General features: G+C 71.4%; 23 protein-coding genes and 2 pseudogenes. 14 read left to right on the top strand and 11 right to left on the bottom strand.

The window, feature by feature from the left end; all coding sequences use genetic code 11:
* Window positions 1-26 precede the first annotated feature (26 nt).
* The 6 genes from ACA089_RS02890 to ACA089_RS02865 all read right to left on the bottom strand — a co-directional run bounded on the left by ACA089_RS02890 (window position 27) and on the right by ACA089_RS02865 (window position 8,881).
* Window positions 27-863 (bottom strand): carbohydrate ABC transporter permease, encoded by an 837-nt coding sequence (locus ACA089_RS02890; RefSeq protein WP_372013207.1) that lies wholly within the window; start codon window positions 861-863, stop codon window positions 27-29.
* On the bottom strand, window positions 860-1,738 hold the full coding sequence (locus tag ACA089_RS02885; protein ID WP_372013205.1) for a carbohydrate ABC transporter permease: 879 nt from the start codon (window positions 1,736-1,738) through the stop codon (window positions 860-862). The genes ACA089_RS02890 and ACA089_RS02885 overlap by 4 nt, the downstream gene beginning before the upstream one ends.
* Window positions 1,735-3,018 carry a sugar ABC transporter substrate-binding protein gene (locus ACA089_RS02880; RefSeq protein ID WP_372017622.1) on the bottom strand — a complete coding sequence of 428 codons (1,284 nt, stop codon included), beginning with the start codon at window positions 3,016-3,018 and terminating at the stop codon, window positions 1,735-1,737. The genes ACA089_RS02885 and ACA089_RS02880 overlap by 4 nt, the downstream gene beginning before the upstream one ends.
* Before the next feature lie 23 nt (window positions 3,019-3,041).
* Window positions 3,042-4,676: a glucoamylase family protein gene (locus tag ACA089_RS02875; protein WP_372013203.1), complete on the bottom strand. Its 1,635-nt coding sequence runs from the start codon at window positions 4,674-4,676 to the stop codon at window positions 3,042-3,044.
* A gap of 133 nt (window positions 4,677-4,809) precedes the next feature.
* Window positions 4,810-7,791, bottom strand: coding sequence for a TonB-dependent receptor (locus ACA089_RS02870; RefSeq protein WP_372013201.1), 2,982 nt, complete (start codon window positions 7,789-7,791; stop codon window positions 4,810-4,812).
* A 34-nt stretch (window positions 7,792-7,825) separates the two neighbouring features.
* On the bottom strand, window positions 7,826-8,881 hold the full coding sequence (locus ACA089_RS02865; RefSeq protein ID WP_372013199.1) for a LacI family DNA-binding transcriptional regulator: 1,056 nt from the start codon (window positions 8,879-8,881) through the stop codon (window positions 7,826-7,828).
* Window positions 8,882-9,436: 555 nt separating this feature from the next.
* On the opposite strand from ACA089_RS02865, the gene ACA089_RS02860 reads away from it, so the two are divergent.
* From ACA089_RS02860 to rluB, 3 genes and pseudogenes are all read left to right on the top strand, one after another.
* Window positions 9,437-10,351: a segregation and condensation protein A gene (locus ACA089_RS02860; RefSeq protein WP_372013197.1), complete on the top strand. Its 915-nt coding sequence runs from the start codon at window positions 9,437-9,439 to the stop codon at window positions 10,349-10,351.
* Between the two features lie 38 nt (window positions 10,352-10,389).
* Window positions 10,390-11,274: pseudogene (gene scpB, locus ACA089_RS02855) on the top strand (SMC-Scp complex subunit ScpB); the annotation flags it as partial.
* Window positions 11,273-12,851: pseudogene (rluB, locus tag ACA089_RS02850) on the top strand (23S rRNA pseudouridine(2605) synthase RluB); the annotation flags it as partial. The pseudogenes scpB and rluB, both read left to right, overlap by 2 nt.
* 74 nt (window positions 12,852-12,925) lie before the next feature.
* Here rluB and ACA089_RS02845 read toward each other — a convergent pair.
* The 5 genes from ACA089_RS02845 to ACA089_RS02825 form a co-directional block, all read right to left on the bottom strand.
* Window positions 12,926-13,357, bottom strand: a complete 432-nt coding sequence (locus ACA089_RS02845) for a hypothetical protein (RefSeq protein WP_372013195.1) — start codon at window positions 13,355-13,357, stop codon at window positions 12,926-12,928.
* Between the two features lie 89 nt (window positions 13,358-13,446).
* Complete coding sequence (locus ACA089_RS02840) at window positions 13,447-13,947, bottom strand: OsmC family protein (RefSeq protein ID WP_372013193.1); 501 nt, start codon at window positions 13,945-13,947, stop codon at window positions 13,447-13,449.
* 15 nt (window positions 13,948-13,962) lie between these two features.
* The gene (gene trxC, locus ACA089_RS02835) at window positions 13,963-14,418 is read right to left on the bottom strand and encodes a thioredoxin TrxC (protein WP_372013191.1); all 456 of its coding nucleotides are present in this window, start codon (window positions 14,416-14,418) and stop codon (window positions 13,963-13,965) included.
* Between the two features lie 125 nt (window positions 14,419-14,543).
* Complete coding sequence (locus ACA089_RS02830) at window positions 14,544-15,344, bottom strand: amidohydrolase (RefSeq protein ID WP_372013189.1); 801 nt, start codon at window positions 15,342-15,344, stop codon at window positions 14,544-14,546.
* A gap of 14 nt (window positions 15,345-15,358) precedes the next feature.
* Complete coding sequence (locus ACA089_RS02825) at window positions 15,359-16,516, bottom strand: pyridoxal phosphate-dependent aminotransferase (RefSeq protein ID WP_372013187.1); 1,158 nt, start codon at window positions 16,514-16,516, stop codon at window positions 15,359-15,361.
* A 72-nt stretch (window positions 16,517-16,588) separates the two neighbouring features.
* Here ACA089_RS02825 and ACA089_RS02820 point away from each other — a divergent pair, with 72 nt between their 5' ends.
* From ACA089_RS02820 to ACA089_RS02770, 11 genes are all read left to right on the top strand, one after another.
* Window positions 16,589-17,110: a DUF3293 domain-containing protein gene (locus ACA089_RS02820; protein ID WP_372013185.1), complete on the top strand. Its 522-nt coding sequence runs from the start codon at window positions 16,589-16,591 to the stop codon at window positions 17,108-17,110.
* A 146-nt stretch (window positions 17,111-17,256) separates the two neighbouring features.
* Entirely contained in the window at window positions 17,257-17,709 is a 453-nt protein-coding gene (locus tag ACA089_RS02815; protein WP_372013183.1) for a helix-turn-helix domain-containing protein, read from the top strand.
* Window positions 17,710-17,859: 150 nt separating this feature from the next.
* Entirely contained in the window at window positions 17,860-18,498 is a 639-nt protein-coding gene (gene ccmA, locus ACA089_RS02810) for a heme ABC exporter ATP-binding protein CcmA (protein ID WP_372013181.1), read from the top strand.
* The gene (ccmB, locus tag ACA089_RS02805) at window positions 18,495-19,199 is read left to right on the top strand and encodes a heme exporter protein CcmB (protein WP_372013179.1); all 705 of its coding nucleotides are present in this window, start codon (window positions 18,495-18,497) and stop codon (window positions 19,197-19,199) included. The genes ccmA and ccmB overlap by 4 nt, the downstream gene beginning before the upstream one ends.
* A gap of 226 nt (window positions 19,200-19,425) precedes the next feature.
* A complete protein-coding gene (locus ACA089_RS02800) occupies window positions 19,426-20,175 on the top strand; it encodes a heme ABC transporter permease (RefSeq protein ID WP_372013177.1) in 750 nt (249 codons plus the stop codon).
* Window positions 20,172-20,348, top strand: a complete 177-nt coding sequence (gene ccmD / locus ACA089_RS02795) for a heme exporter protein CcmD (protein WP_372013175.1) — start codon at window positions 20,172-20,174, stop codon at window positions 20,346-20,348. The genes ACA089_RS02800 and ccmD overlap by 4 nt, the downstream gene beginning before the upstream one ends.
* A complete protein-coding gene (gene ccmE / locus ACA089_RS02790; RefSeq protein ID WP_372013174.1) occupies window positions 20,345-20,824 on the top strand; it encodes a cytochrome c maturation protein CcmE in 480 nt (159 codons plus the stop codon). The genes ccmD and ccmE overlap by 4 nt, the downstream gene beginning before the upstream one ends.
* 102 nt (window positions 20,825-20,926) lie before the next feature.
* On the top strand, window positions 20,927-22,849 hold the full coding sequence (locus ACA089_RS02785) for a heme lyase CcmF/NrfE family subunit (protein ID WP_372013172.1): 1,923 nt from the start codon (window positions 20,927-20,929) through the stop codon (window positions 22,847-22,849).
* A gap of 10 nt (window positions 22,850-22,859) precedes the next feature.
* Window positions 22,860-23,447: a DsbE family thiol:disulfide interchange protein gene (locus ACA089_RS02780; protein ID WP_372013170.1), complete on the top strand. Its 588-nt coding sequence runs from the start codon at window positions 22,860-22,862 to the stop codon at window positions 23,445-23,447.
* A 17-nt stretch (window positions 23,448-23,464) separates the two neighbouring features.
* Window positions 23,465-23,926: a cytochrome c-type biogenesis protein gene (locus ACA089_RS02775; protein ID WP_372017621.1), complete on the top strand. Its 462-nt coding sequence runs from the start codon at window positions 23,465-23,467 to the stop codon at window positions 23,924-23,926.
* Window positions 23,920-24,963, top strand: a complete 1,044-nt coding sequence (locus tag ACA089_RS02770; protein WP_372013168.1) for a tetratricopeptide repeat protein — start codon at window positions 23,920-23,922, stop codon at window positions 24,961-24,963. Before ACA089_RS02775 ends, ACA089_RS02770 begins: the two co-directional genes overlap by 7 nt.
* Window positions 24,964-24,980 lie beyond the last annotated feature (17 nt).

The following is a 24,980-nucleotide window of genomic DNA, read 5'->3' as shown; positions in this document are numbered from 1 at the left end:
ACGACAGCCCGTCCATCAACACCGCCTCACCCCTTCACGCTGCCCAGCAGCAGGCCCTGGATGTAGTAGCGCTGCAGCAGCAGGAACAGCGCCAGCACCGGAATCACCGTCACCACCGCGCCGGCCATCATCATCTCCACGTCCATGATGTGCTCGCGCGACAGCGAGGCCAGCGCCACCGGCAGCGTGTAGTGCGCCTGGTCGGTCAGCACGATCAGCGGCCACATGAAGTCGTTCCACGCGGCCATGAAGGTGAAGATCGCCAGGGTCACCAGCACCGGCTTGAGCATCGGCAGCACGATCCGGAAGAAGATCCGCCACTCCCCCGCCCCGTCGATCCGCGCGGCCTCGAGCAGCTCGTCGGGGATCGATCGCGCGTACTGCCGCACCAGGAAGATGCCGAACACGCCGGCCAGCGCCGGCGCCACCACCCCGGCGTAGCTGTTGACCAGGCCCAGCTGCTTCATCAGCAGGAACAACGGCAGCATCGCCACCTGCGCCGGGATGACCAGCGCGGCCAGCAGCAGCTGGAATACCCGCTCGCGGCCGGCGAAGCGCAGCTTGGCGAACGCGTAGCCGGCCAGGGTATTGAACAGCAGCGAGCCGAGCGTGATCGCCACCGACACCAGCACGCTGTTGGCGAAGTTGCGGGCCATGCCGGTGCGGCCGAACATCTCGTGGTAGTTGGCCAGCGTCACCGACGAAGGCAGCAGCGGCGGCGGGAACCGGCTCGCCTCGCCCGCCGGCATGAACGACACCGACAGCATCCACAGCAGCGGCGCCAGGCTGACCGCGGCGATGGCCGCCAGCGCGCCGTTGACCAGCAGCGCGTGCCAGCGCGACTGTCCGACTTCGCCGCTCATACCAGCTCCTTGCGCCGGCCCAGGCGCAGCATCAGCGTGGTCACGCCGAGGATGATCAGGAACAGCAGGAACGCCACCGCCGAGGCGCGGCCCAGGTTCCACCACTTGAAGCCTTCCTCGAACATGAAGTACAGCACGCTGACCGTGCTCTGCAGCGGGTCGCCGCGGGTCATCACGTAGGGCTCGGCGAACAGCTGGAAGTAGCCGGACACCGTGATCACGCCGACCACCAGCAGCACCGGCCCCAGCTGCGGCAGGGTGATGTGCAGGAACTGCTGCCAGCGCGAGGCGCCGTCGATCCGCGCGGCCTCGTACAGGTCCTGCGGGATCGCCTGCAGCCCGGCCAGGAAGATCACCATGTTGTAGCCGAAGTTCTTCCACACCGCGAACAGGATGATGGTCGGCATCGCCCAGCGCGGGTCGCCCAGCCAGTCCACCGGCGCGATGCCGACATGGCCCAGCGCCCAGTTCACCAGGCCGTAGCTGGTGTGGAACAGGTAGCGCCAGATCACCGCCACCGCGACCAGCGTGGTCACCACCGGCGCGAACAGCGCGGTGCGGAACAGCGCCTTGAAGCGGGCCACCGGCGCGTTGAGCAGGATCGCCGCGCCGAGCGACACGGCAATCGACAGCGGCACCCCGACCACCACGAAGTAGGTGGTGTTCCAGAGCGACTTCCAGAGCATCGGCGTGCGCAGCAGGTCCAGGTAGTTGGCCAGGCCGACGAAGCGCAGGTTGGAGCGGTCGGCCAGTGCGTACAGGTCGAAGTCGGTCAGGCTCAGCGCCAGCGCCGAGAGCACCGGCAGGCCGAAGAACACGCCGATCACCAGCAGCGCCGGGCCGGCGAACATCCAGCCGGCAAGCGAGCGCCTCATGGGATCGCCTCCGCCGCCGCGGGCGCTGCGGCATGGTCGCGCTCATGCATCCAGCGGCGCTTGGCGAGGATCCCGTCGACCCGCTGGTCGAGCTCGCGCAGGGCCTGGTCCTGCGGCTGGCCGCCGCGGACCACGCGTTCGCTGGCGATCCGCATCTCCTGCACGATCCGCTCCCACTCCAGCACCTTGGGCGGCGACTCGACCCGCTCGAGCTGGTCACGGAACGCGCGGGAAAGCTCGTCCTGCGCCAGCGACGGATGTTCCCAGGTGCTGCGGCGCGGCGGCAGGTCCCCGATCATGGCGTGGAAGCGCTGCTGGATGTCCGGCCGCGACAGGAATTCGATCAGCTTCCAGGCCTGCTGCTGGCGCGGCGAGCCGCGGAAGATCACCAGGCTGGTGCCGCCGGCGATCCCGGCGCCCGGGCCGTCCGGGCCGGGCAGCGGCATCGTTCCCCACTGGCCCTCCAGTGCCGCGGGCTGCCGCTTGCGGAACTCGCGGATGTTCCACGGGCCTGACAGGTAGAAGGCGTAGAACCCGTTGAAGAACTCGTCCCAGACATTGGAGATCTGGGTCTCGGACATCTTCGGCGCCCAGCCCTGCTCGAACATGTTGGCGTAGAAGTCCAGCGCGCGGGCGAAGCCCGGGCTCTGGAAATTGCCGCGGTTGTCGTGGTCGCGCAGCAGCGGGTCGTCCTGCTGCAGGCCGAACGACAGCAGCTGCTCGAACTCGTTGACCGGCATCAGGATGGCGTAGCGGTCCGGGCCCACGTGGCGCTTGACCGCCGCCATCGCACGTTCCCACTCCGCCCAGGTGCGCGGCGCCTGTTCGACCCCGGCCTCGCGCAGGATGTCTTTGCGGTAGAACAGCAGGCGGGTATCGACGTACCAGGGGATGCCGAGCAGCTGCCCGTCCACCATGCTGGTATCCCAGATGCCGGGAAAGTAGTCGTCCTGGTCGATCACCGTGGAGGCGTCGACGAACGGCTGCAGCGGCTCGAGTACGCCGAGCGCGGCGAACTCCGGCAGCCAGGTGTTGCCGAGCTGGCAGACGTCGGGCAGCGATTCGGCGGCGAAAGCGGTCAGCAGCTTCTCGTGCGCCGCGGTCCACGGAATCTGCTGGATCTCGACCTCGATGCCCGTCTCGCGCTCGAACTCGGGCAGCAGCTCGGCGACCACCTCGGCCTCGCGCCCCATCGCCCAGAAGCGCAGCGGCTCGGGCTGGCTTCGTCCGCACCCCGACAGCGCCAGCAGCAGCAGCGGGGTGGCGGCCAGCCGGAGCATCCGCCACCCGCGGTACCGGCCGCTCACGGCGGCGGCTGCGCGCGGTTGCTGGCCGGCTGCTCCTGCTTGGCCTGCGCCTCGGCGGCGGCCGCGCGCGACTCGGCCATGCCGAGCGCCCGCGCCGCGGCCGCATCCGGGCCGGTCCGCTCGTCCGCGGGCGCGGCCTCGTCCTCCGGCGTGAGCCAGCCACCGCGGAAGCCGGCCTGCTCCAGGCCCTTGCGGATGTACGGGCTCTTCTTCATCACCGTCCAGACGAACTCGTTGCGGTAGTTGGAGATCATCGCCAGGATCGGACCCTGGTCGATGCCGATGTAGTCGCTCGCCACCCATCCCCTGCCGGGCACAAGCCGGCCGGTCTTGAGCGGGATCTCGAAGTCGAAACTGGGGTTGAACGAGTCCAGGAAACCGTAGCTGGAGTACAGGTAGTCGCCGTAGCGGCGGTGCATCTCCTCGGTCGCGGGGATCACCACCTCCGGCGCGAACACGATCGAGGAGATCGCCGCGGTCGGGGCGATGGTGCCGTCGTCGAAGTTCTCGCGCAGGCCGGCGCCGCGCGAGGAGTAGTGGCGGAACTCGCGCTCCTCGCCACGGTACATCTGGCGGGTGTTCTGCGGTCCATCGCTGGCGGTCAGGCCCCACACGTTCTCGCCGTAGTCCTTCCACTTCATCGGGTTGGCGATGGCGTACTCGCGATGGGCCAGCGCGGCGCGGCGGCTGTTGAGGAAGTAGTCGATCCCGCGCTCGCGCATGTACTGGTCCTGGATGTCGCGGTAGTCGATCCAGACGTGGCTGTACTGGTGGCCGAACAGCGGCCCGAACGACAGGTACTCCTGGCCGTAGTAGACGCCCCAGTCGTGGTCGTAGGTGCGCGTCCACACCGTCCAGGCATCGGGGCTGACCGGGTGGGTCGGCGAGCCGAGCGCCAGCACGTACAGCAGCATCGCCTCGTTGTAGCCCATCCAGTCATGGACGATGAAGCCGCTCTCGGGGAACCAGCCCATCGAGATCAGCGGCTCGCGCTGCTGCAGCCAGGTCCAGTCGACCTTGCGGTAGAGCTGGTCGGCGATGCGCCGGATTTCCGCCTCGCGCGGATCGTCGCCGTCGTAGTACGCCTGGGCGAACAGCACGCCCATCATCAGCAGGCCGGTGTCCACGCTCGACAGTTCCACCCAGCTGTCGTAGCGGTGGCCCTGCTGCATGTCCAGGAAGTGGTAGTAGAAGCCCTTGTGGCCGCCCTTGCCGGTGCGCTGCGGGCCCTGCGGGATGTCGCGCAGGAAGCGCAGCGTGGTCAGCGTGCGGTCCACGGCCTGGGTGCGGCTGACCCAGCCGTTCTCGATCCCGATCGGATAGGCGGTCAGCGCATAGCCGATCGAGGCGACGCTGGCGAACGGCCGCGACGGATAGCGGTCCGGCGTCATGCCGTTCCGTTCGTTGGTCGTGTCCCAGAAGAACTGGAACGTGCGCTTCTCGATGTCGCGGAACAGCGGCGGCAGTTCCGGCCGCGGCGGACGTTCCGGCAGCACCGGCTCGATCAGGACCACGTCCGGCTTGGGCGGCGCCGGCTGCGCCGGTGGCGGCGGGGGTTCGCGGCCGCACGCCGCCACCACCCAGGCCGCCACGGCCAACGTCGCCGCGATTCGCAGATGCCGCCAACTCACCACGTGCCCCCTTCCGCCTCCGCCCTCGAAGGATACCCGCTCCCGCCCCGCCCGGCGCCTCGCGGCGCCCGGGCGGGGAGGAACGCGGCGACCCGTCCCGGCGGGAGAGGAGTCCGGGACGGTCGCCGTGGCCTCACCAGTCGATGCCGATCGACAGCTTGAAGGTGCGCGTCGGCAATGCGATCGCGTTCGGCGTGCCGAACAGCGGGTTCTGCGGCTCGTTCGCGCCACCGCGCCAGGTCTCGTAGCCGGAGTAGTTGGTCCAGTCGAAGATGTTGAGCACGTCGAAGCGCAGGCGCAGCGCCACGTTGCTCCCGGTATCGAACACCTTCTCCATCGCCACGTCGACCTGCTTGAAATCGTCGTCCGGGGTGAAAGCTTCGAAATGGCAGTAAGCCCAGGCCGACATGTTGCAGTTCTGGTAGTAGCGCGGCGTGCCGTCCGCCCACACGCCCTTGCCGGAGAAGGTCAGCCCCCACGGGCCGTCCCAGATGCCCGAGGCGACGACCCGGTTCTTCGGCACCGTGCCGGGGAACCAGCCGTAGTCCTCGATGTCCTGGGCGTTGAACGCGCCCGGCCAGCCGTCGATCGGGGTGTTCTGCTCGGAGTCGGTGTAGGTGTAGGCGAACGTCGCCGCCCAGCCCGACGCCTGCGTGTACGGCTTCTCCAGCTTGAGGTAGACCGAATTGGTCTTGGTCTCCAGCGCGTTCTGGCCGAGGATCAGGTTCGAGAACGGCGCGAAGCCCTGGCCCCACGGCGGCGGATCGGTGGCGTCCGGCGGGGTCGGCGGGAAGAACAGCCCGTCCGGCCGGCGGTTGCCGAGCAGGAACGCGATGCCGTCGTGGCTGCGGACGTAGGAGTACATCACCTCGGTGTGCCAGTCGTGCCCCCAGGCCTCGAACGCGTTGCGCATCCCCAGGCCGAACTGGTCGGAATACGGCACCACCAGGTTGTTGTTCATCAGGAACACCTCGCGGCCGGAACCCGCCACCGCGGTGCCGCGCAGGTATTCGGGGTCGAGGTAGCGGGGATCCCACTGCCGGCAGCTCGCGGTGGTGGCCGGGTCGCAGGGATGCGCGGCGGTGTTGAAGTCGTAGACGTACTGGCCCCAGCTGGCCTTCGCCACCTCGTTCTGCAGGTAGTCGAACAGGTTGCGGTCGTACGAGCGGCCGGCGCCGCCGAAAATCACGTGCCGCTGGTCGGCGTTGAGGTCGTACGAGAAGCCGAAGCGCGGCGCCCAGTTGTTGCGGTCGGGATCGCGGTTGCCGCCGGTGCTGATGTAGTCGCCGATGTCCACGCCCGAGTTGGGCAGGTTGGTGTTGGAGTTCTGCAACGCGGTGACCACCTCGGCCGGGGTCACGTAGTCCTCGTAGCTCGGGGTGCTCTCCACGTCCCAGCGCACGCCCAGGTTCAAAGTCAGGTGGTCGTTGACCTCCCAGTCGTCCTGGATGTAGATCCCGAACTGGCTGTTCTCCGAACTCGCGGTGCCGTCGCCGAACCCGGCCACCGGCGCGCCGAACTGCACGCGCACCGGGACGGTGAGGCTCTCGTTGATGTCGTAGAAGAACTGGGGGTTGTAGCGGTTCTGCTCGAGTGTCTCCAGGTCCACCCGCTTGTACTTGAAGCCCATCTTGACCGTGTGGCCGCTCCACCCGGTGAAGGTCAGGTCGTCCTGGAAGGACCAGCCCTTCTGGCCCTTGTCCTGGTAGTTGTCGCCGCCGCCGCTGCGCACGATCAGGGTGCCGTCGCGCGAGGTACCGCCATTGCCGGTGATGAGGTGGTAGCCGGGGATGAAGTTGGCCGGCTCCGGGCTCCAGAACGCGTCCTCGTAGGTGACGTGCGCATCGTTGAGCCAGTCGCCCGCCGTCAGCTGGTAACGGAGGTCGACCCGGGTCTCCTCGTTGGTGTTGTACGTCCCCGCCGGCGGCAGGCGCTCGTCCGCGACCTGGATCGTCTCGCTTTCGTCGCGGTACTTGGCGGTCAGCTCGAAGTAATGGTTCTCGCCGACCAGCCAGTCGACCTTGGCGAAGTACAGGTCTTCCTTGAACGGCGAAGTGTACGTCCCGGTTCCGAAGTCGCTCTGGAACTCCGGCGGGAGGTCGCCGACGTCGTAGCCGCCGCCGATGCGGAAGGTCTTGGGGGTGCTGAACTCCTTGGCCTCGTAGGCGACGAAGAAGTGGGCCACGTCGGTGATGATCGGTCCGCCGAAGGAGACGCCGTACTGCTCCTGCTTGCTCTCCGCCTTGGTCGCACCCGGCCGCCGCTCGAAGTCGGTGGCGGCGCGCCAGTCGGTCATCGTGTAGTCCCAGAAGAAGCTGCCCTGGAATTCATTGCTGCCCGAGCGGGTGGCCGCGACCACGGCCGCGCTGCTCAGCTGGTCGTACTCGGCCTTGTAGTTCTGGGTGATGACCTTGTATTCGCCGATCGCCGATTGCGGGAACGGGTTGCCGCGGCTGGTGTCCTGTCCGCTGATACCGCCGGTGGTGACGTAGTTCTTCTGGCCCACGCCGTCGATGAACACGTTGACCGCGTTGGCGCTCTGCGCGCCCGAGCGCAGGCGGCTGTTGCCGCTGGCGTCGGTGATGAACTGCACGCCCGGGACCGTGTCGGCGAAGGCGAGGAAGTTGCGGCTGTTCTGCGGCAGGGCCTCGATCTGCTTGTTGCTGATGTAGGTCGCCACCTCCGAGGTACGGGTTTCGACCGCCGCGCCGACCACCTGCACCGCGTCCAGCGTGGTCGCCTCGCCCGCCGTGGCGGTCTCGGCCACGCCGCCCACGCCGAGGTTCAAGGTCGCGGTCTGGCCGACCTGCACGGTCAGCTCCCGCGTCGTGGCCTGGCCACCCGACTGGACCTCGATCCGGTAGGTCCCCGGCGGCAGGCCGGCGACCGAATACTTGCCGTCCGCACCCGCCTGGACGCTCCGCCGCAGGCCGGTCGCCGGATTGACGACCACCACCTGCGCGTTGGCGGCGGGGGCCGAGTCGGCCATGACCTGGCCGCGGATGGTGGCGCCGGTGCTCTGCGCCATGGCCGGTGCCGCCCCCAGCGCCATGCAGCTGGCCAGAGCAACAACAAGGAGCCTGCGCGCGGGTCTCGCATTGCGTGTGCCGATCATCGGATTTCCCTCCCAGGATGGTGCAGCGTGGTGATCAGTTCTTCGGGTTCTTCTTCCGCCTGCCCGTGGCGGTCTGCGCCGCCGGATCCGGGCCACTGCTTGACTGGCGCACGACCAGTTCCGGTACGAGCACGTGGTGCTCGATCGCGGCCGGCTCGCTGGCGTCGATCTGTGCGAGCAGGCGCCTGAGCGCGCTGCCGCCGAGTTCCGCGATACTCACCCTCATCGTGGTCAACGACGGGTGAACGAATCGCGCGAGCGGGATGTCGTCGAAGCCCGCGAGCGCGATGTCGCCGGGCACGTCCAGTCCCGCCTGCGCGAATGCGTAGAGGCAGCCCAGCGCCATCATGTCGTTGGCGGCGAACACCGCATCGGGCCGGTCTGTCGCATCGATGATGGCGCGACCGGCGCGTTGGCCGGACGCCTCGTCGAAATCACCGGCGAACTCGCTGCCGCGCGCGTCCGCCTGCGCGGCGACGGCCTCGCGGAACCCGCGCAGCCGCTCGCGCGCGTCATGGTTGTGCTCGGGCCCGCCGATGAAGGCGATATGCCGGTGACCCAGCGACAGGAGGTGGCGGGTCATGGCCGCCGCGCCCGCGTGGTTGTCGATCTCGAACACGGGCCACGCCGGTTCGTCCTGGCGGGTGCTGATCAGCACCACCGGCAGCGGCGGCAGGTTCTCGGCGAGGAAGCCCGGCCGTTCGGCGTAGGGGGACATGACCAGCAGGCCATCGACGCGTCCGCGCATCGCGCGCAGCGCCGCCGCCTGCTCCTCCGGATCGCCGTGGTAGCTGGACAGCAGCAGGTGGCGGCCGGCGGTGCGCGCGATCGCATCGATCCCGCGGATCAGTTCGGAGAAGAATTCGCCGTGCAGGTCCGGCAGGACCACCCCGATGGTCTGGGTGCTGCGGCTGCTGAGGCTGCGCGCGGCGGCGTGCGGGCTGTAGCGCAGGCGGTTGGCGACCTCGAGCACCTTGCGGCGCACCGGCTCGGCGACGTTGCTGTGCCCGTTCAGCGCGCGGGACACGGTGGCGACCGAGACGTTGGCCTCGCGCGCGACATCGCGGATCGTCACTGCCAGCCGGCCCATGCCCTCTCCCCCCGGCCCGAGGACGGCCGGCGCCGGCACTGTAACCGTTTCCAGACAGCCTGGGTAGACGGCCGGAGGGGAAAATGCCGTGGCGGGGCAACAGGATACCCGGAACTCTGGATGCTGCATCGCAACAACGTGCACATTGCCGCGCGGACCGGCCGCCGGACGACAGGTGGACGGCACCTGGCCCCGGCCGATGCGCCGGGTCGCGCCAGGCGCCGGCCCGCCTGCTGCTGGACAGCGCCGCCCGCGAGCGCTTACCCTTCGCGTCACGTTGGCCGGATGCAGTGGCCCGCCGGCAAGGGAACACCACAGGATCACGCCTCGCCCGAGGGTGCCTGCCGCTCCCGGCGACCGATCGCTGCCCCGCCCCGCCATACGCAGACGACCTCCCGGCTGTCGGCCGCCGCCACCCCTGCGGCGCCGGGCCTGTATTGATGTGCATGTAACGGCACCCGTCCCGGCCTTCCGGAGGCGGCGGCCACCGCAGGTGCGGCACGCCCACGTCGGGCGTCGCAGTGCGCCCCCGTACCGGGCATGGCTTTCGAGCAGATGAGTTCCGAACCCGCGCAAGACGCGACCCCGACAATGCAGCCTCCCCAATCCCCGCAGCAGCAGGAAATGCCGCTGGCGGTGGTGCACGGGCAGCCGCTGCTGCAGATCCCGCAGGACCTGTACATCCCGCCGGACGCGCTGGAGGTCATCCTCGACGCCTTCGAAGGCCCGCTGGACCTGCTGCTGTACCTGATCCGCCGCCAGAACCTGGACATCCTCGACATCCCCGTCGCCGAGATCACCCGGCAGTACGTGGACTACATCAACGTGATGCAGGACCTGCGCTTCGAGCTGGCCGCCGAGTACCTGGTGATGGCCGCGATCCTGGCCGAGGTGAAGTCGCGGATGCTGCTGCCGCGGCCGGTGAGCGAGGACGGCGACGAGGCCGACCCGCGCGCCGAACTGGTGCGCCGGCTGCAGGAGTACGAGCGCTTCAAGCAGGCCGCCGAGGACATCGACGCCCTGCCCCGCCAGGACCGCGACACCACCCCGGTGCAGGCGTTCGTGCCGGACCGCGCGGTGGTCCGCCTGCCGCCGCCGGTGGACCTGCGCGAAATGCTGCTGGCCCTGCACGACGTGCTCAAGCGCGCCGAGCTGTTCAGCGGCCACCACATCCGGCGCGAGGCGCTCAGCGTGCGCCAGCGCATGGGCGACGTGCTGCAGCGGCTGGAGGACGGCCGCTTCCACCGTTTCGAGGCGCTGTTCACCGCCGAAGAAGGCAAGCTGGGCGTGCTGGTGACGTTCCTGGCGCTGCTCGAACTGGCCAAGGAACAGTTGCTGGACATTGTCCAGGACGCGCCGCTGGCCCCGATCTACGTCAAGTCGCTGGCCATCGGCAACACCGCCGAACCGCTGTCGTTCCACAGCGAGTTCGACGACGGCGACGCCACCGGCGCGCCGGCCGCGGGCTGACCCCGGCCGCCCCCCTTCCACCAGACCCTGCGAGATCCATGGACCAGGCGCTGATCAACCGTATCGTCGAGGCCGCGCTGCTGGCGGCCAACCAGCCGCTGGCGCTGGCCCAGCTGCACGCGCTGTTCCCCGAGGACGCGCCGGCCCCGCCCGGCAGCGTCGAGGCGGCGCTGGAGCAGCTGGCCGCCGCCTGCGCCGAGCGCGGCGTCGAGCTGGTCGAGGTCGCCTCCGGCTTCCGCTACCAGGTCAAGGCCGACGTCCACGCCTGGGTCGCCCGGCTGTGGACCGAGCGCAAGACCAAGTACACCCGCGCCACCCTGGAAACCCTGGCGCTGATCGCCTACCGCCAGCCGATCACCCGCGGCGAGATCGAACAGGTCCGCGGCGTGGCCGTCAGCAGCAACATCATCCAGGCGCTGGAAGAGCGCGAGTGGATCCGCGTGGTCGGCCACCGCGACGTGCCCGGCAAGCCCGCGCTGTACGGCACGACCCGCGGGTTCCTCGACTACTTCGGCCTCAAGCGCCTGGACGAACTGCCGCCGCTGTCGGAACTGAAGGACATCGGCGAACTGGAGCCGCAGCTGCCGCTGGACCCGGACACCGTGCCGGCCCAGGCAGGCATCGCCGCGGACCCGGATGGCCATGCGGGCACGGATGCGGATGCCGGCCGCGGATCCGCCGCGAACGATGCGGATGCGACGGACGTGGACGACGTCGACGCCGGCGACGACCGCACCCACGACCAGGCCCACCAGGACGCAACCGGTGACAGCGGCGGCGGAACGCCCGCAGGCGCCGGCGACGCCGACGTGTCCTCCGGCACCGATGACACCCCCACAGCGCCTGCGGCCGACGACGCCGACGACGCCCCCGAAACCGAAACCCAGGCCGAAGACGAGAACGACGGCCGGAGCAGGACCCATGACTGATACACCCCGCAAGACCCTTGGCAAGCTGTCGCTGAAGCGCGGCGAGGAAGCCGCCGCCACGCCCGCCGCGAAGGCCGAGGAGCGCCTGCACAAGGTCCTGGCCCAGGCCGGACTCGGCTCGCGCCGCGCGTTGGAGCAGCGCATCGCCGACGGCCTGGTCAAGGTCAACGGCGAAGTCGCGCAGGTCGGCCAGAGCATCCGCAGCGGCGACCGGGTCGAGCTGGACGGCAAGGCCTTCGTCGCCTCGGCGCTGACCGAGCCGGCGCGCGTGCTGGTCTACAACAAGCCGGAAGGCGAAGTGACCACCCGCGAGGACCCCGAAGGCCGCCCGACCATCTTCGAGGCGCTGCCGCGGCTGAAGGGCGCGCGCTGGATCGCGATCGGCCGCCTGGACATCAACACCACCGGCCTGCTGCTGCTCACCACCGATGGCGAGATCGCCAACGCGATGATGCATCCCTCGCACGAGGTCGAGCGCGAATACGTGGTCCGCGTGCGCGCGCCGGAAGGCGAGGACACCGTGCCGGACAACATCGTCGACCGCCTCGCCCGCGGCGTGGCGCTCGAGGACGGGCCCGCCAAGTTCGACCAGATCGAACGCATCGGCGGCACCGACTCGCACGACTGGTTCAAGGTCGTGGTCAAGGAGGGCCGGAACCGCGAGGTGCGGCGCCTGTGGGAGTCGCAGGGCTGCCAGGTCAGCCGGCTCAAGCGCACCCGGTACGGCGAAGTCAGCCTGCCGCGCGAACTGCTGCGCGGCCAGTCGCAGGAACTGCCGGTCGAGCAGGTCGAGGCGCTGCGCAAGGCGCTGGCGCTGGAAGACGCCGGCGCCTCCACCCTCACCCTGCAGCCGGTGATCGGCCAGCGCCGCGCCGCCAAGGCGACCGTGCATGTCGGCCGCGAGCGCGGTCCCGGCCAGGCCTACGTCAACGGCCACAACACCGCCGACGAGGGCCGCGAGCTGCGCCGCTTCGACCACGTGCGCGAGGACCGTCGCGGCCGCGGCGGCAAGAAGCCGCACGGGGGCCTGACCGTGAGCGGCGAGATGGCGGCCAAGCAGTCGCAGAAGCCGTTCAAGCAGCGCAAGCAGAAGGGTCCCAAGCCGCTGCCGGATGGCAACCCGGCCGCGTTCCGCACCTGGTACGTGCCCGACGGCGTGGATACCGGCCCCAGCGGGCACCGCAACGCCGGCCCCGGCGGCAAGCCGCGCTACGGCAAGCCGGGCGGCCGTCCCGGCGGTGGTGGTGGCGGTGGCGCCGGCGGCGGGTATGCCGGTGGCGGCCAGGGCCAGGGTGCCGGTGCCGGCCAGCGCAAGCCGCGTCCGTACGGCCATCCCGGCAATGCCCCGCATTTTCCCTCCGACCACGCCACGCCAGGCTCGCATCCTGGCCCGGCCCGCGGCCCGCGCGGCCCGCGACCGGGAGGCGGCGGTCCCCGTCCTGCGGGCGGAAACGGTCCGCGCCCTGCCGGCAACGCACGCCCCGGCGGGCGTCCGGGCGGCAGGCCCGGCGGTGCGCCGCGCGGCGGCAACCGCGGTCCCCGCGGCCAGGGCTGACTGCCCCCGTGCCGGATCGGCACGGCGGACCGCACGTGAGGAAGAGCGCCGCCCGCGAGGGCGGCGCTGTCGTTTCGTGCGCCGGCTCGCTCAGCGCGCCTCGATGACGAAGTTGCCGAAGGCCACGCCCAGGTCCCAGCCCTGCCCGGTCCCGGCCAGCGCCAGCGATACCTCGCCCTTGGTCATCACCTGGGCCTTGCTCGACTTGACCGCCCCGGCGTGGGCCTCGGCCGCCGCATAGGTGCCGAGCGTCTCGCGGATGCCGTGCACCCCGGAGAACTCGCCGGTGCCGTTCTCGATCGTCGACTTGCCGAAGGTGAGGCCGCCGCCCTTGGCGCTGATGCTCACCGGCAGGCTGCTGCCGTCGTCGCAGGTGATGGTGCCGTTGCCCTTGGCCGTCTTGTAGAACGCCGACCAGCCGGACAGGTTGAAACGCAGTTTGCAGTCGACGCTGCCGGCGGCGTGCGCGGCCGGCGCGGCAAGCAGGAAAGCGGCAAGCACGAGGGACGGGGTACGCTTCATGGTGGTCTCCGTTCGGGTGCGCGGCACCGGGTGGCCCGGAGCATATAGCAGGGCACCGTCATCGCCCCGTGCGCGACCTAAACCGCCGCTCAACCGCCGCTGGGCTCGCGCGCGGTGTCGTCGCCCCCGTGGAGCCGGTTGCCCCGCGCATCGCTCACCGAAACCGACACCGGCACGCCCTGGCGCACGCTCTCGGTGACGATGCAGAAGTCCTCGAACTGCGCCAGCAGCCGCTCCACCTGCGTGTGGCCGTCCGCCGGCTCGGCCAGGCGCAGGTCGGCGTGGATGTGGGCCACGCGCCAGCGGCCCGCGGCATTGCGCGCCAGCGTCGCCACGGCATGCGTGACCAGCGGGCCGGGATGGTTGTGGAACTTGCGCAGCGCGAACAGCAGGCTGGCGCTCAGGCAGTTGGCCACCGCCGCCAGCAGCAGGCGAGACGGATCCGGCCCCGCGCCCTGCCCCAGCGGCGGCGATTCGTCCGTGGACAGCTCCGCGATCGCGGTGTCGTCGAAGGCGACGCGGAAGGCATAGCCGGACGCGTCCGCCGCGTCCTGGTGCAGGGTCACGCCGATCCGGCGGGTTTCGTCCATGGGGTTGCTCCGGTGTCAGGCCGCGTCGGGCGGCAGGTGCTGGCGGGTCCATTGCACGATCGACTGTAGGGGCATCGCGCCGGCCTGCCGTGCCAGTTCGCGGCCGTGCAGGAACAGGGCCAGGGTCGGGATGCTGCGGATGCCGAAGCGCGTGGCGAGCGCCGGCTCGGCTTCGGTATCGACCTTGGCCAGGCGCAGCCGCGGCTCCAGCAGCGCGGCCGCCTGCGCGTAGGCCGGCGCCATGGTCCGGCACGGCCCGCACCACGGCGCCCAGAAGTCGACCAGCACCGGCAGGTCCGAGCGCTGGGCATGGGCGTCGAACGTCGCCGCGGTCAGCGCGAACGGCTCACCCGGGAACAGCCGGCCGTGGCAACGGCCGCAGCCCGGGGCCTCGCCGGTGCGCGCCCCCGGAACGCGGTTCAGCGCCGCGCAGTGCGGACAGGCCAGTTGCAGGTGATCGGGCGGGGCCATCGGGCGTGCTCCACGGTCGTCGTGGACGCCATCCTAGGCCCGCGCCGCGACGGCCGCATCACGCGGATGGGGCATCGCCGCGGTGGGCGCGGCCAGTCCCGCCCCGGTCATCGCGCAGGCCTGCGCTACCCGCGCAGGTCGAACGCATCGGCGTCGAGCATCGCCGGGAAGCGCTCGCGATGCGCGGCCAGCGCGGCCGCCGACAGCGTCGTGGTCAGCACCTGCTCGCGACCGTGCGCTTCGACCTGCGGCTGGCCCAGGAAATCGATCACCGCGCTGTCGCCGTCGTAGGCCAGGTCGTTGCCATCGGTGCCGACGCGGTTGACCGCCGCGACGTAACACAGGTTCTCGATCGCGCGGGCGCGCAGCAGGGTCTTCCAGGCGTAGGCGCGTGGCGCCGGCCAGTTGGCGACGAACAGCTGCAGGTCGAAGTCCATGCCGCCCGGCCGCTCCACGTCGAACCGGTTGCGGCAGAACACCGGGAAGCGCAGGTCGTAGCAGACCTGCGGATTGATCCGCCAGCCCTTCCACTCCACCGTCAGCCGCTCGCGCCCGGCGGCGTAGCGCTTGTGCTCGCCGGCGTAGCGGAACAGGTGGCGCTTGTCGTAGTGCGCCAGCGCCCCGTCCGGCGTGGCCCACAGCAGCCGGTTGAACACGCCCTCGCCCGTGCGCAGCTGCACGCTGCCGGTCACCGCCGCACCGAGGCTGCGTGCCTGGCCGCGGATCCAGGCCACGGTCGGCCCGTCCATGCCTTCGGCCTTGTCGATGGCGTCGTTGGAGAACCCGCTGGTGAAGGTCTCCGGCAGCACCACCAGGTCGGTGGCGCCCGCCAGTGGCGCGACCAGCGCGCCGTAGTAGTCGCGGTTGGCCGCCGGGTCGTGCCAGCGGGTATCGCCCTGGACGAGGGAAATGCGCAGGTCATCCATCGAAGGTCTGCTCCTCAGAGGGCCTTGAGCCGTTCGATCGCCGCGTCCAGCGTGGCCTCGTTCTTGGCGAAGCACAGCCGCGCCAGGCGCTGGCCCGCCGGCGGGGTTTCGTAGAACGGCGACAGCGGGATCGCGGCCACCCCCTTCTCCACCGTCAGCCACTTCGCGAACGCGTGGTCCGGCAGGTCGCTCACGTCCGAATAGTCGACCAGCTGGAAATAGCCGCCCGGCACCGGCAACGGCTTCAGCCGCGTGCCCAGCAGCTGTTCGCGGAAGCGGTCGCGCTTGGCCTGGTAGAACGCGCCCAGCTGCTCGTCGTGTTCGGGTTCGTCGCGGATCATCGCCGCGAACGCGTGCTGGGCCGGGGCGAAGGTGCAGAACACGTTGTACTGGTGGACCTTGCGGAACTCGGCGGTCAGGGCCGGCGGCGCGATCGCGTAGCCGACCTTCCAGCCGGTGCAGTGGTACGTCTTGCCGAAGCTGGACACCACGAACGCGCGCTCGCGCAGTTCCGGCCAGCGCAGCACCGACTCGTGCTGGCGGCCGTCGAACACGATGTGCTCGTAGACCTCGTCGGAGACCAGCAGGATGCCGGTGCCGCGCAGCAGCTCGGCCAGCGCGCGCATGTCGTCGGCCGAGAACATCGCCCCGGACGGATTGTGCGGGCTGTTGACCATCAGCAGCCGCGTCTTCGGCGTGATCGCCGCGCGGACCCGCTCCCAGTCGACGGCGAAGGTCAGCGGGTCCAGCGGCACGTGCACCGCGCGCGCGCCGGCCAGGTCGATCGCCGGCTCGTAGCAGTCGTAGGCCGGGTCGAGCACGACCACGTCCTCGCCGGGGCGGACCACCGCGTGGATCGCGTTGAAGATCGCCTCGGTCGCGCCGCTGGTGACGGTGACCTCGGAATCGGGATCGACCTGCGCGCCGTAGCAGCGCAGCGCCTTGCCGGCGATGGCCTGGCGCAACACCGGCGCGCCGGTCATCGGCGCGTACTGGTTGTGGCCGGCGCGCATGGCCGCGTCCAGTTCGTCGACCAGCCGCTGCGGTACCGGGAAGTCCGGGAAACCCTGGCCCAGGTTCACCGCGCCGTGCTCGGCGGCCAGCTGCGACATCACGGTGAAGATGGTGGTGCCCACCCGGGGCAGCTTGGTCGGCGGGATCTGCAGGGGCATCGCGGTTCCGTGGGTGACGTGGGGGTCGGACCGCCGAGTGTACGCAACGGCGGTGGCCGGCGATGATGGGCCATGGCGCACGAAGGCCTTTCCCGCGCGGCACCGGCCACCGGCGTGCTGCTGCGCGCCTATCTCGCGGCGCGCTACCGCGTGCACCTGGGCCACGGCGAGTGGTTGGCGCTGGTGGTAGGACGGCCTGCACCGGCCGAGCTGGCGCGGACCTTTCCGGCCGCGTCCGGGTCGCCGCTGACCCTGGTCACCGGGTGGAATCCGCAGTCCAGGCCGCAGCCGGCGGCCTCGAACCTCGCCGCGGATGCGGCCCTGCGCGCGGAGCTCGACGCCCTGCACCGCCCCGTGCTGCGCACCACCTCGGGCGACGTCGACGGCCACTGGGAGGAGCCAGGCTGGCTGGTGGCCGGCCTGGACACGGCCACCGCCGACCGCCTGGCCCGTCGCTACGGCCAGGCCGGCTTGCTGCACTGGCGGCCCGGCGACCCGGTTCGGCTGCGGATGTACCGCACGCCACCTTCCGGAGCGGCGGCCGATGCGGATGCCCGCTGGGTGGACTGGGTGCTGGAAACGCCGGCGCGCTGAGCGCGCAGGCAGCCGGCGCGACCCGGCACGCGGAAGGTGGCGGGCCGCTGGCGGCCCGATGGCGGCCCGATGACGTGGTACCGGCATTGCGAACCGGGGCACTCTTGGCCGGCCGGGGATGCCGGCGGCGAAGAACGGGAACGACGATGCAGATCCACGTGGACGGACCGCAGGTCAGGCGCTTTCGCGAAGCGCGCGGCTGGTCGCAGGAACACCTGGCCGAGGCTGCCGGCATCAGCCTGAGGACGGTCCAGCGGATCGAGCGCGGCGGGACGGCGGCGCGCGAGTCGCTCATGGCCCTGGCGGCCGTGTTCGGCGTCGATCTCGCGGCGTTGACCGTCGACGCCGAGGCGCGCGCCGTGGCGACCGGGCGCGGGAACAGCTCCAGGGACCTCGCCAGGCTGCGCCTGTCCGTGCTCATCCACCTGGCCGGCTACCTGTTCGGGATGCTGCTGTTCGGCGCCATCGGCCTGGGCACGGGCGACGCCTCGGTCATGCGCTGGCCGACGCTCTGGTGGACCGTGGCAATGGCCGGCCATGGGCTGGTGCTTGCCGTGGTGGCGCTGGTCTCGCGCCACCGGGAGCCCGGGCCGGCCTGACCCGCGGCCAGCGCGCGGGCGGCGTGGTGCCGCTGCGGCGCCGCGCGCAGGCGTCCTTCGTGCCCGCGGGAAGCCGGCGTGGGCGGCCCGGAAACATCGTGCACGCGCCCGCGGACCGGGAGTCCGGGCACCCCGCTACAATGCACGCCGATGACCGATGCCGTTCCTTCCCCGCTGCTGGCCGCCCGTGGCCTGGCGTTCGCCCGCAACGAGGAGCCGGTGTTCGGCCCGCTCGACTTTGCCGTCGATGCAGGCGAGGCGCTGCTGGTGCAGGGCGGCAACGGCAGCGGCAAGACCACCCTGTTGCGGGTATTGGCCGGCCTGCTGCGCGCCGATACCGGCCTCGTCGAGATCGAGGGCCGGCCCGCGGCGCCTGACCTGCGCGCCCGGGCCATCGCCTATCTCGGCCACCTGCCGGCGCTGAAGGGCGAGCTGTCGGTACTGGAGAACCTCGAGTTCCTGTGCGGCCTGCATGGCCGCCGGCCCGGGCAGTCGCCGGAGGCGGCGCTGGCGGTCGCCGGCATGGCCGGCTACGAGGACGCACCGGCGCGGCAACTGTCGGCCGGGCAGAAGAAGCGGGTGACCCTGGCGCGGATGTGGCTGGCGCCGGCGCCGCTGTGGCTGCTCGACGAGCCCTACGCCAACCTCGACCTGGAAGGGATCAACCTGGTCAACCGGATGATCTCGGCGCACCTGCGCGAGGGCGGGGCGGCGCTGGTCACCACCCATGGCGCCTACGCCGCCCCGCCGGTGCGCACGCGCATGCTTGCGCTGGGGGGCGCGGCATGAGCGCGGTCCATGCCGGCGCCGGGCCCGGCCTGCTGCAGGCCGGCCGGGCGCTGCTGCTGCGCGACCTGCGCCTGGTCTGGCGCCGCCGCGGCGACGCGCTGCAGCCGGCGCTGTTCGCCCTGCTGGTGGTGGTGATGTTCGCCCTGGCGCTGGGCGGCGGGAAGCAGGTGCTGCGCGATTTCGTCGCGCCCTACGCGATCTGGGTGGCGGTGCTGCTGGCCGGCCTGCTGTCGCTGGACAGCCTGTTCCGCGGCGACGCCGAGGACGGCTCGCTCGAACAGTGGATCCTTGCCCCGGTGCCGCTGGCCTGGCTGGTCGCCGTGCGCACCTTCGGCCACTGGCTGACCACGGCGGTGCCCTTGCTGCTGGTGGTGCCGGTGCTGGGCGAGTTCCTGTACCTGCCGCGGGCGCACCTGCCGATGCTGATGCTGACCCTGCTGCTGGGCACCCCGGTGCTGAGCCTGCTCGGCGCGGTGGTGGCGGCGCTGACGGTCGGCCTGAAGCGTTCCGGGATCCTGGTCGCGCTGCTCGCGTTGCCGCTGTACGTGCCTGTCCTGGTGTTCGGCGCCGGCAGCGTGGCCGCCAGCGCGCAGGGCCTGGACGCCAGCGGGGCGCTGCTGCTGCTGGCGGCGATGCTGGTGGCTTCGGCCGTGCTGGCGCCGCTGGCCGCCGCCGCGGCGATCCGGATCGCGCAGGGCTGACCGGCTTGCGCCCGATCAAGGCGATGCCCGCCGCGCCGCGCGACCATGGCCCTGTCCCGCATGCCGCCGCCGGACCGGCGACGGCGCTGAACGGGTTGGACATTTTGACCAGGCCGCTCGCTGGCCCCGGCGGGCCGAGTCTGGAAAAATGCGGAAATCCGAGCCAGTCCGGCCCGCTTGCCCCGCCCCGGGCCGGCGCCACCCAGCGAGCGATGCGATTTTTTCCATGAACCCGGTGATCCGCTGGTTCCACCAACTCGGCTCGCCGCCGTACTTCGACCGCTTCGCCGCGCGCTGGGCGCCGTGGTGCTGGCTGGCGGCGGTGCTGCTGATGGGCGTGGGCCTGTGGCAGGCGCTGTTCGTGGTCCCGGCCGACTACCAGCAGGGCGACAGCGCGCGGATCCTCTACATCCACGTGCCGGCCGCCTGGATGAGCATGTTCGTGTTCGGGCTGATGGCGTTCTACGCCGCCATCGCCCTGGTCTGGCGGATCAAGCTGTGCGAGATCCTGGCCATGGCCTGCGCCCCGGTCGGCGCGGCCTTCACCGTGATCACCCTGGCCACCGGCTCGATCTGGGGCAAGCCGATGTGGGGCACCTGGTGGGACTGGGACCCGCGCCTGACCACCGAGCTGATCCTGCTGTTCCTGTACCTGGGCGTGATCGGCCTGTACCACGCCGGCGACGACCGCCGCGCCTCGGCGCGCATGGCCGGGCTGCTGGCGATCGTCGGTGTCGCCCTGCTGCCGGTGATCCGCTACTCGGTGGAGTGGTGGGATTCGCTGCACCAGGGCCAGACCATCCGCGTGTTCGGCGAGTCGAGCCTGGACCCGAGCATGATGGCGCCGCTGTGGTGGATGGTCGCCGGCACCAAGTTCTGGTTCGCCGGCTCGCTGCTGGCCCGCGCCCGCGCCGACAACCTGGCCCGCGAGTCGGGCAGGGACTGGGTGCGCCGGCTCGCCGGGGAATCCGCATGAGCTACCTGCCCTACGTGATCGGCGCCTACGCGGTGTTCGTGCTGGTCTTCCTCTGGGATTTCCTCGCCCCGCGCCTGCAGGTGCGGCGCGAACTGCGTGCCGCGCGCCTGCGTGCGCGGCGCGAGCGCAAGCCGGCCGGTCCCGTGGACCCGGCCGCGGAGTTGACCCGATGAACCCCGTCCGCCGCCGCCGCCTGCTGTTCGTGGCCCTGCTCGTGCTCGCCTCGGGCGTGGCCACCGCGCTGGTGGCCATGGCCCTGCAGCGCAACGTCGCCTACCTCTACACCCCGGCCGAGGTGCTGCGCGGCGACGCCGGCGCCGAGGTCGCCTCGGGCCAGGCCCGCTTCCGCCTCGGCGGCATGGTCGAGAAGGGCTCGTTCCAGCGCACCACCGGCTCGCTGGATGCCCGCTTCCGGGTCACCGACGGCGACGCGCAACTGGCGGTGGCCTACACCGGCATCCTCCCGGACCTGTTCCGCGAAGGCCAGGCGGTGGTCGCCACCGGGCGCATGCAGGACGGCGTGTTCGTCGCCGAGAACGTGCTGGCCAAGCACGACGAGAACTACATGCCCAAGGAAGTGGCCGACAAGATGGGCAAGGCCCACCAGAAGCACGACGTGCAGGCCCCGGCCCCGGGGGCTGCGCCTTGACGCGGTCGACGGCGGCGCGCACGCGCCGGGACGTCACCCCGCCCGCCACGGTGCGCGCCCGCCCCGGCCGCGCCGCCACCCGACCTGCGACCGGAGGCCGCCATGCTGCCTGAGCTGGGCCAGGTCCTGCTCGTCCTGGCGTTGCTGGTCGCGCTGCTGCAGGCGGTGCTGCCGCTGGCCGGCGCCCAGCGCGGCAACACCGCGTGGATGGACATCGCCCGACCGGCCAGCTGCGCCCAGCTGCTGCTGGTGGGCGGCGCGTTCGCGATCCTGACCTGGGCCTTCGTCGCCCAGGACTTCTCGGTGAAGTACGTGGCGGTGAACTCCAACACGCTGCTGCCGATGGTCTACCGCTACACCGCGGTGTGGGGCTCGCACGAAGGTTCGCTGCTGCTGTGGACGTTGATCCTGGTGTGCTGGAACGCGGCGGTGGCGGTGTTCTCGCGCCGGCTGCCGGCGGTGGTGGTGGCGCGCGTGCTCGGCGTGCTGGGCATCGTCTCGTTCGGCTTCCTCGCCTTCCTGATCTTCACCTCCAATCCCTTCACCCGGCTGCTGCCGGCGCCGGTGGAAGGCCAGGACCTCAACCCGCTGCTGCAGGACCCGGGGATGATCATCCATCCGCCGATGCAGTACATCGGCTGGGCCGGCTTCTCGGTGCCGTTCGCCTTCGCCATCGCCGCCCTGCTGGACGGCCGGGTCGACGCGCGCTGGCTGCGCTGGACGCGGCCGTGGACCAACGTGGCCTGGGCGTTCCTGACGGTCGGCATCGGCCTGGGCAGCTGGTGGGCCTACTACGAGCTGGGCTGGGGCGGCTGGTGGTTCTGGGATCCGGTGGAAAACGCGGCGTTCATGCCCTGGCTGGTCGGCGCGGCGCTGATCCATTCGCAGGCGGTCACCGAGAAGCGCGGCAGCTTCGCCGGCTGGACGCTGCTGCTGGCGATCGCCGCGTTCTCGCTGTCGCTGATGGGCACCTTCCTGGTCCGCTCCGGCGTGCTGACCAGCGTGCACGCGTTCGCCGCCGACCCCTCGCGCGGCCTGTTCATCCTCGTGTTCCTCAGCCTGGTCATCGGCGGCTCGCTGCTGCTGTACGCGCTGCGCGCCGGCCGGCTGCAGCCCGGCGCCGGTTTCCAGCCGGCCTCGCGCGAAACCCTGCTGCTGCTCAACAACCTGCTGCTGGCCAGCGCCTGCGCGATGATCCTGCTCGGCACGCTGTACCCGCTGATCGCCGACGCGCTGGACCTGGGCAAGATCTCGGTCGGCCCGCCCTACTTCGGCCTGCTGTTCTTCGTGCTGATGGCGCCGCTGGTGGCGCTGGTGCCGTTCGGCCCGCTGACCCGCTGGCAGCGCGACCAGCCCTCGCGCGTGCTGGCGATGCTGCTGCCGTGGCTCGGCGTCGCCCTCGGCATGGGCGTGGCGGCGTACTTCACCGCGCCGCAGGGCGCGTGGAAGACCGCGCTGGGCGTGGCCGGCGCGGCATGGGTCGGGCTGGGCACGCTGCGCTTCGTCTGGAGCCGGCTGCGCAATGGTGGCCGCATGACCGCCGAGATGTGGGGCATGGCCCTGGCCCACCTGGGCATCGGCGTGTTCCTGGCCGGCGCGCTGCTGGTCGAAGCCCAGAACGTGCAGCGCGAAGTCGCGCTCAAGCCGGGCCAGTCGCTGCAGGTCGGCCGCCATACGGTCGTGTTCCAGGGCGTGGACCAGACCCAGGGCCCCAACTACCTGTCCGACCGCGGCCACCTGCAGGTGTTGCGGGATGGCCGTGAACTGGCGCTGCTGCATCCGGAGAAGCGCGCCTACGCCAGCGGTGGCCAGGTGATGACCGAGGCCGGCATCCGCCCCGGCGTGACCGCCGACGTCTACGTCGCCATCGGCGAGTCGCTCGGCGACGGCGCCTGGGCGGTACGCGTGCACATCAAGCCGTTCGTCCGCTGGATCTGGGCGGGCGCCCTGCTGATGGCGATCGGCGGCCTGGTCACCGCGGCGGACCGGCGCTTCCGCCGGCTGCCGGAGGCCCCCTCCACATGAGAGCGTGCGCATGAACACCCCGCCCAACGATCCCGCCCGCCCGCAGGGCCTGCCCGTGGTCGCCGTGGTCATCGGCGCGCTGTTCTTCATCGGCCTGCTCGGCCTGATGCTGTACGGCGTGATGCGCTCGGGCGACGCCGACCGCGACGTGCTGCCGTCGGCGCTGATCGACCGGCCGGCGCCGGCGTTCAGCCTGCCCGTGCTGCACGACCCGACGATCACCGTCGACGCGGCCCAGCTGCGCGGCGCGCCCTACCTGCTCAACGTCTGGGGCAGCTGGTGCGCGGCCTGCCGCGACGAGCACCCGGTGCTGACCAGGTTCGCCGAGACCCGGCGCGTGCGCGTGGTCGGCTACAACTGGAAGGACGAACCGGCCGACGCGCTGCGCTGGCTCGAACAGTTCGGCAACCCGTTCTTCGTCGTGCTCGCCGACCAGGAGGGCCGCTATGCGCTCGACTGGGGCGTGGCCGGCGCACCGGAGACCTTCCTGGTCGACGGCAGCGGCATCGTCCGCTGGAAGCACACCGGCCCGCTGACCGAAGAGGTGGTCGCCAGCCAGCTGCTGCCCGCCTTGGAGCAGGTGGAGCGGGCGCAGTGACCGGCCCCGTTCGCACCCTGGCGGCTGGCCTGTTGCTGGCGGTGGCCTGCGCGGCCGCCGCGCAGGCGCAGCCGGCGGGCGACGCTTCGCCGCTGCGGTTCCGGAACGAGGCCGAGGAAGTCCGCTTCCACGCGCTGACCGCCGAACTGCGATGCGTGATGTGCCAGAACCAGTCGCTGGCCGATTCCAACGCGCAGATCGCCCAGGACATGCGCCGCGAAGTGCTGGCGCTGATGCGCCAGGGCAGGACCGACGCGGAGGTCAAGCGGTTCCTGGTCGACCGCTACGGCGAGTTCGTGCTGTACCGCCCGGAAGTCGGCGCACGCACCTGGCTGCTGTGGTTCGGCCCCGGCCTGGTCCTGCTCGGTGGCGCCGGGCTGGTCTGGCACGTCGTGCGCCGCCGCGCGATGGCTCCGGCGCAGGACGCCACCGGCCCCGGCCGGCGCGACGGCGATGACCAGGGAGAGCAGGAATGGTGATCCCCACCACCGCGGTGTTCGCCGCGCTCGCCACGGCGATCGCGCTCGGCGTGCTGGGCTGGGTGCTGTGGCCGTTGCGGCGGCGCGGGCCGTGGCCGTGGACTGCGGTGGTCCTGCTGCTCGGCGTGGGCGCGCTTGCCATGTACCGGCTGGTCGGCACGCCGGCGGGCCTGCAGCAGGCCGCGGCGGTCGCGCCGCAGAGCCTGGACGCGGCGGTGGCGGAACTGAAGGCCGAACTCGAGCGCAACCCGGCGCAGCCCGAAGGCTGGGCGCTGCTGGCCCGGTCGCAGGCCGCGCTGGGCGACCCCGTCGCCGCGCGCGAGGCCTACGCACGCGCCGTGCAGCTGGCCCCGGACGAGCCGGACCTGCTGGTCGATGCCGCCGAATCGCGTGCGCTGGCCGACCCGCAGCGGCGTTTCGACGCCGAAGCGGTGGCGTGGCTGCAGCACGCGATCGCGCGGCAGCCCGGGCATCCGCGCGCGACCTGGTTCCTGGGCATTTCCCAGCGCCAGGCCGGGAACCATGCCGAAGCCGCCAGGACGTGGGAGCCGTTGCTGGGCGCGGTCGACGCGGCCACGGCGCGCAGCCTGCGCGTGCAGATCGACGAAGCCCGCGCCGCCGCCGGGATGCCGCCGCTGCCGGCCGCCGCGACGCCCGGAGCCGGTGGCGCAACCGCCGCCGACGCCTCGCACGCGCTCACGGTCAGGGTGTCGCTGGATCCGGACTTCGCCGCGCGCGTGCGCCTGCGCGGCGACACGACCGTGTTCGTGATCGCACGCATGCCGGGTGGCCCGCCGATGCCGGTCGCGGTCGAACGCCACGCGCTGCAGGACCTGCCGCTGGAGGTCGTGCTCGACGACGGCGACAGCCCGATGCCGACCCAGAAGCTGTCGGCGCTGCAGGAAGTCGAAGTGTTCGCGCGCCTGTCGGCGAGCGGCAACGCCAACCGTGGCGAGGACGACCTGGAATCGACACCGGTGCGGGTCGCGCTGCCGGCCACGCAGCCCGTGGAACTGGTGATCGGACGCTCCCCCTAGCGACGCGCGTGCCGCAT

This window comes from Pseudoxanthomonas fibrivorans, from assembly GCF_041464125.1.
Classification (GTDB): Bacteria; Pseudomonadota; Gammaproteobacteria; order Xanthomonadales; family Xanthomonadaceae; genus Pseudoxanthomonas.
The sequence above is the reverse complement of the archived record's forward strand: the minus strand, read 5'-3'. Positions and strand labels throughout refer to the sequence as shown.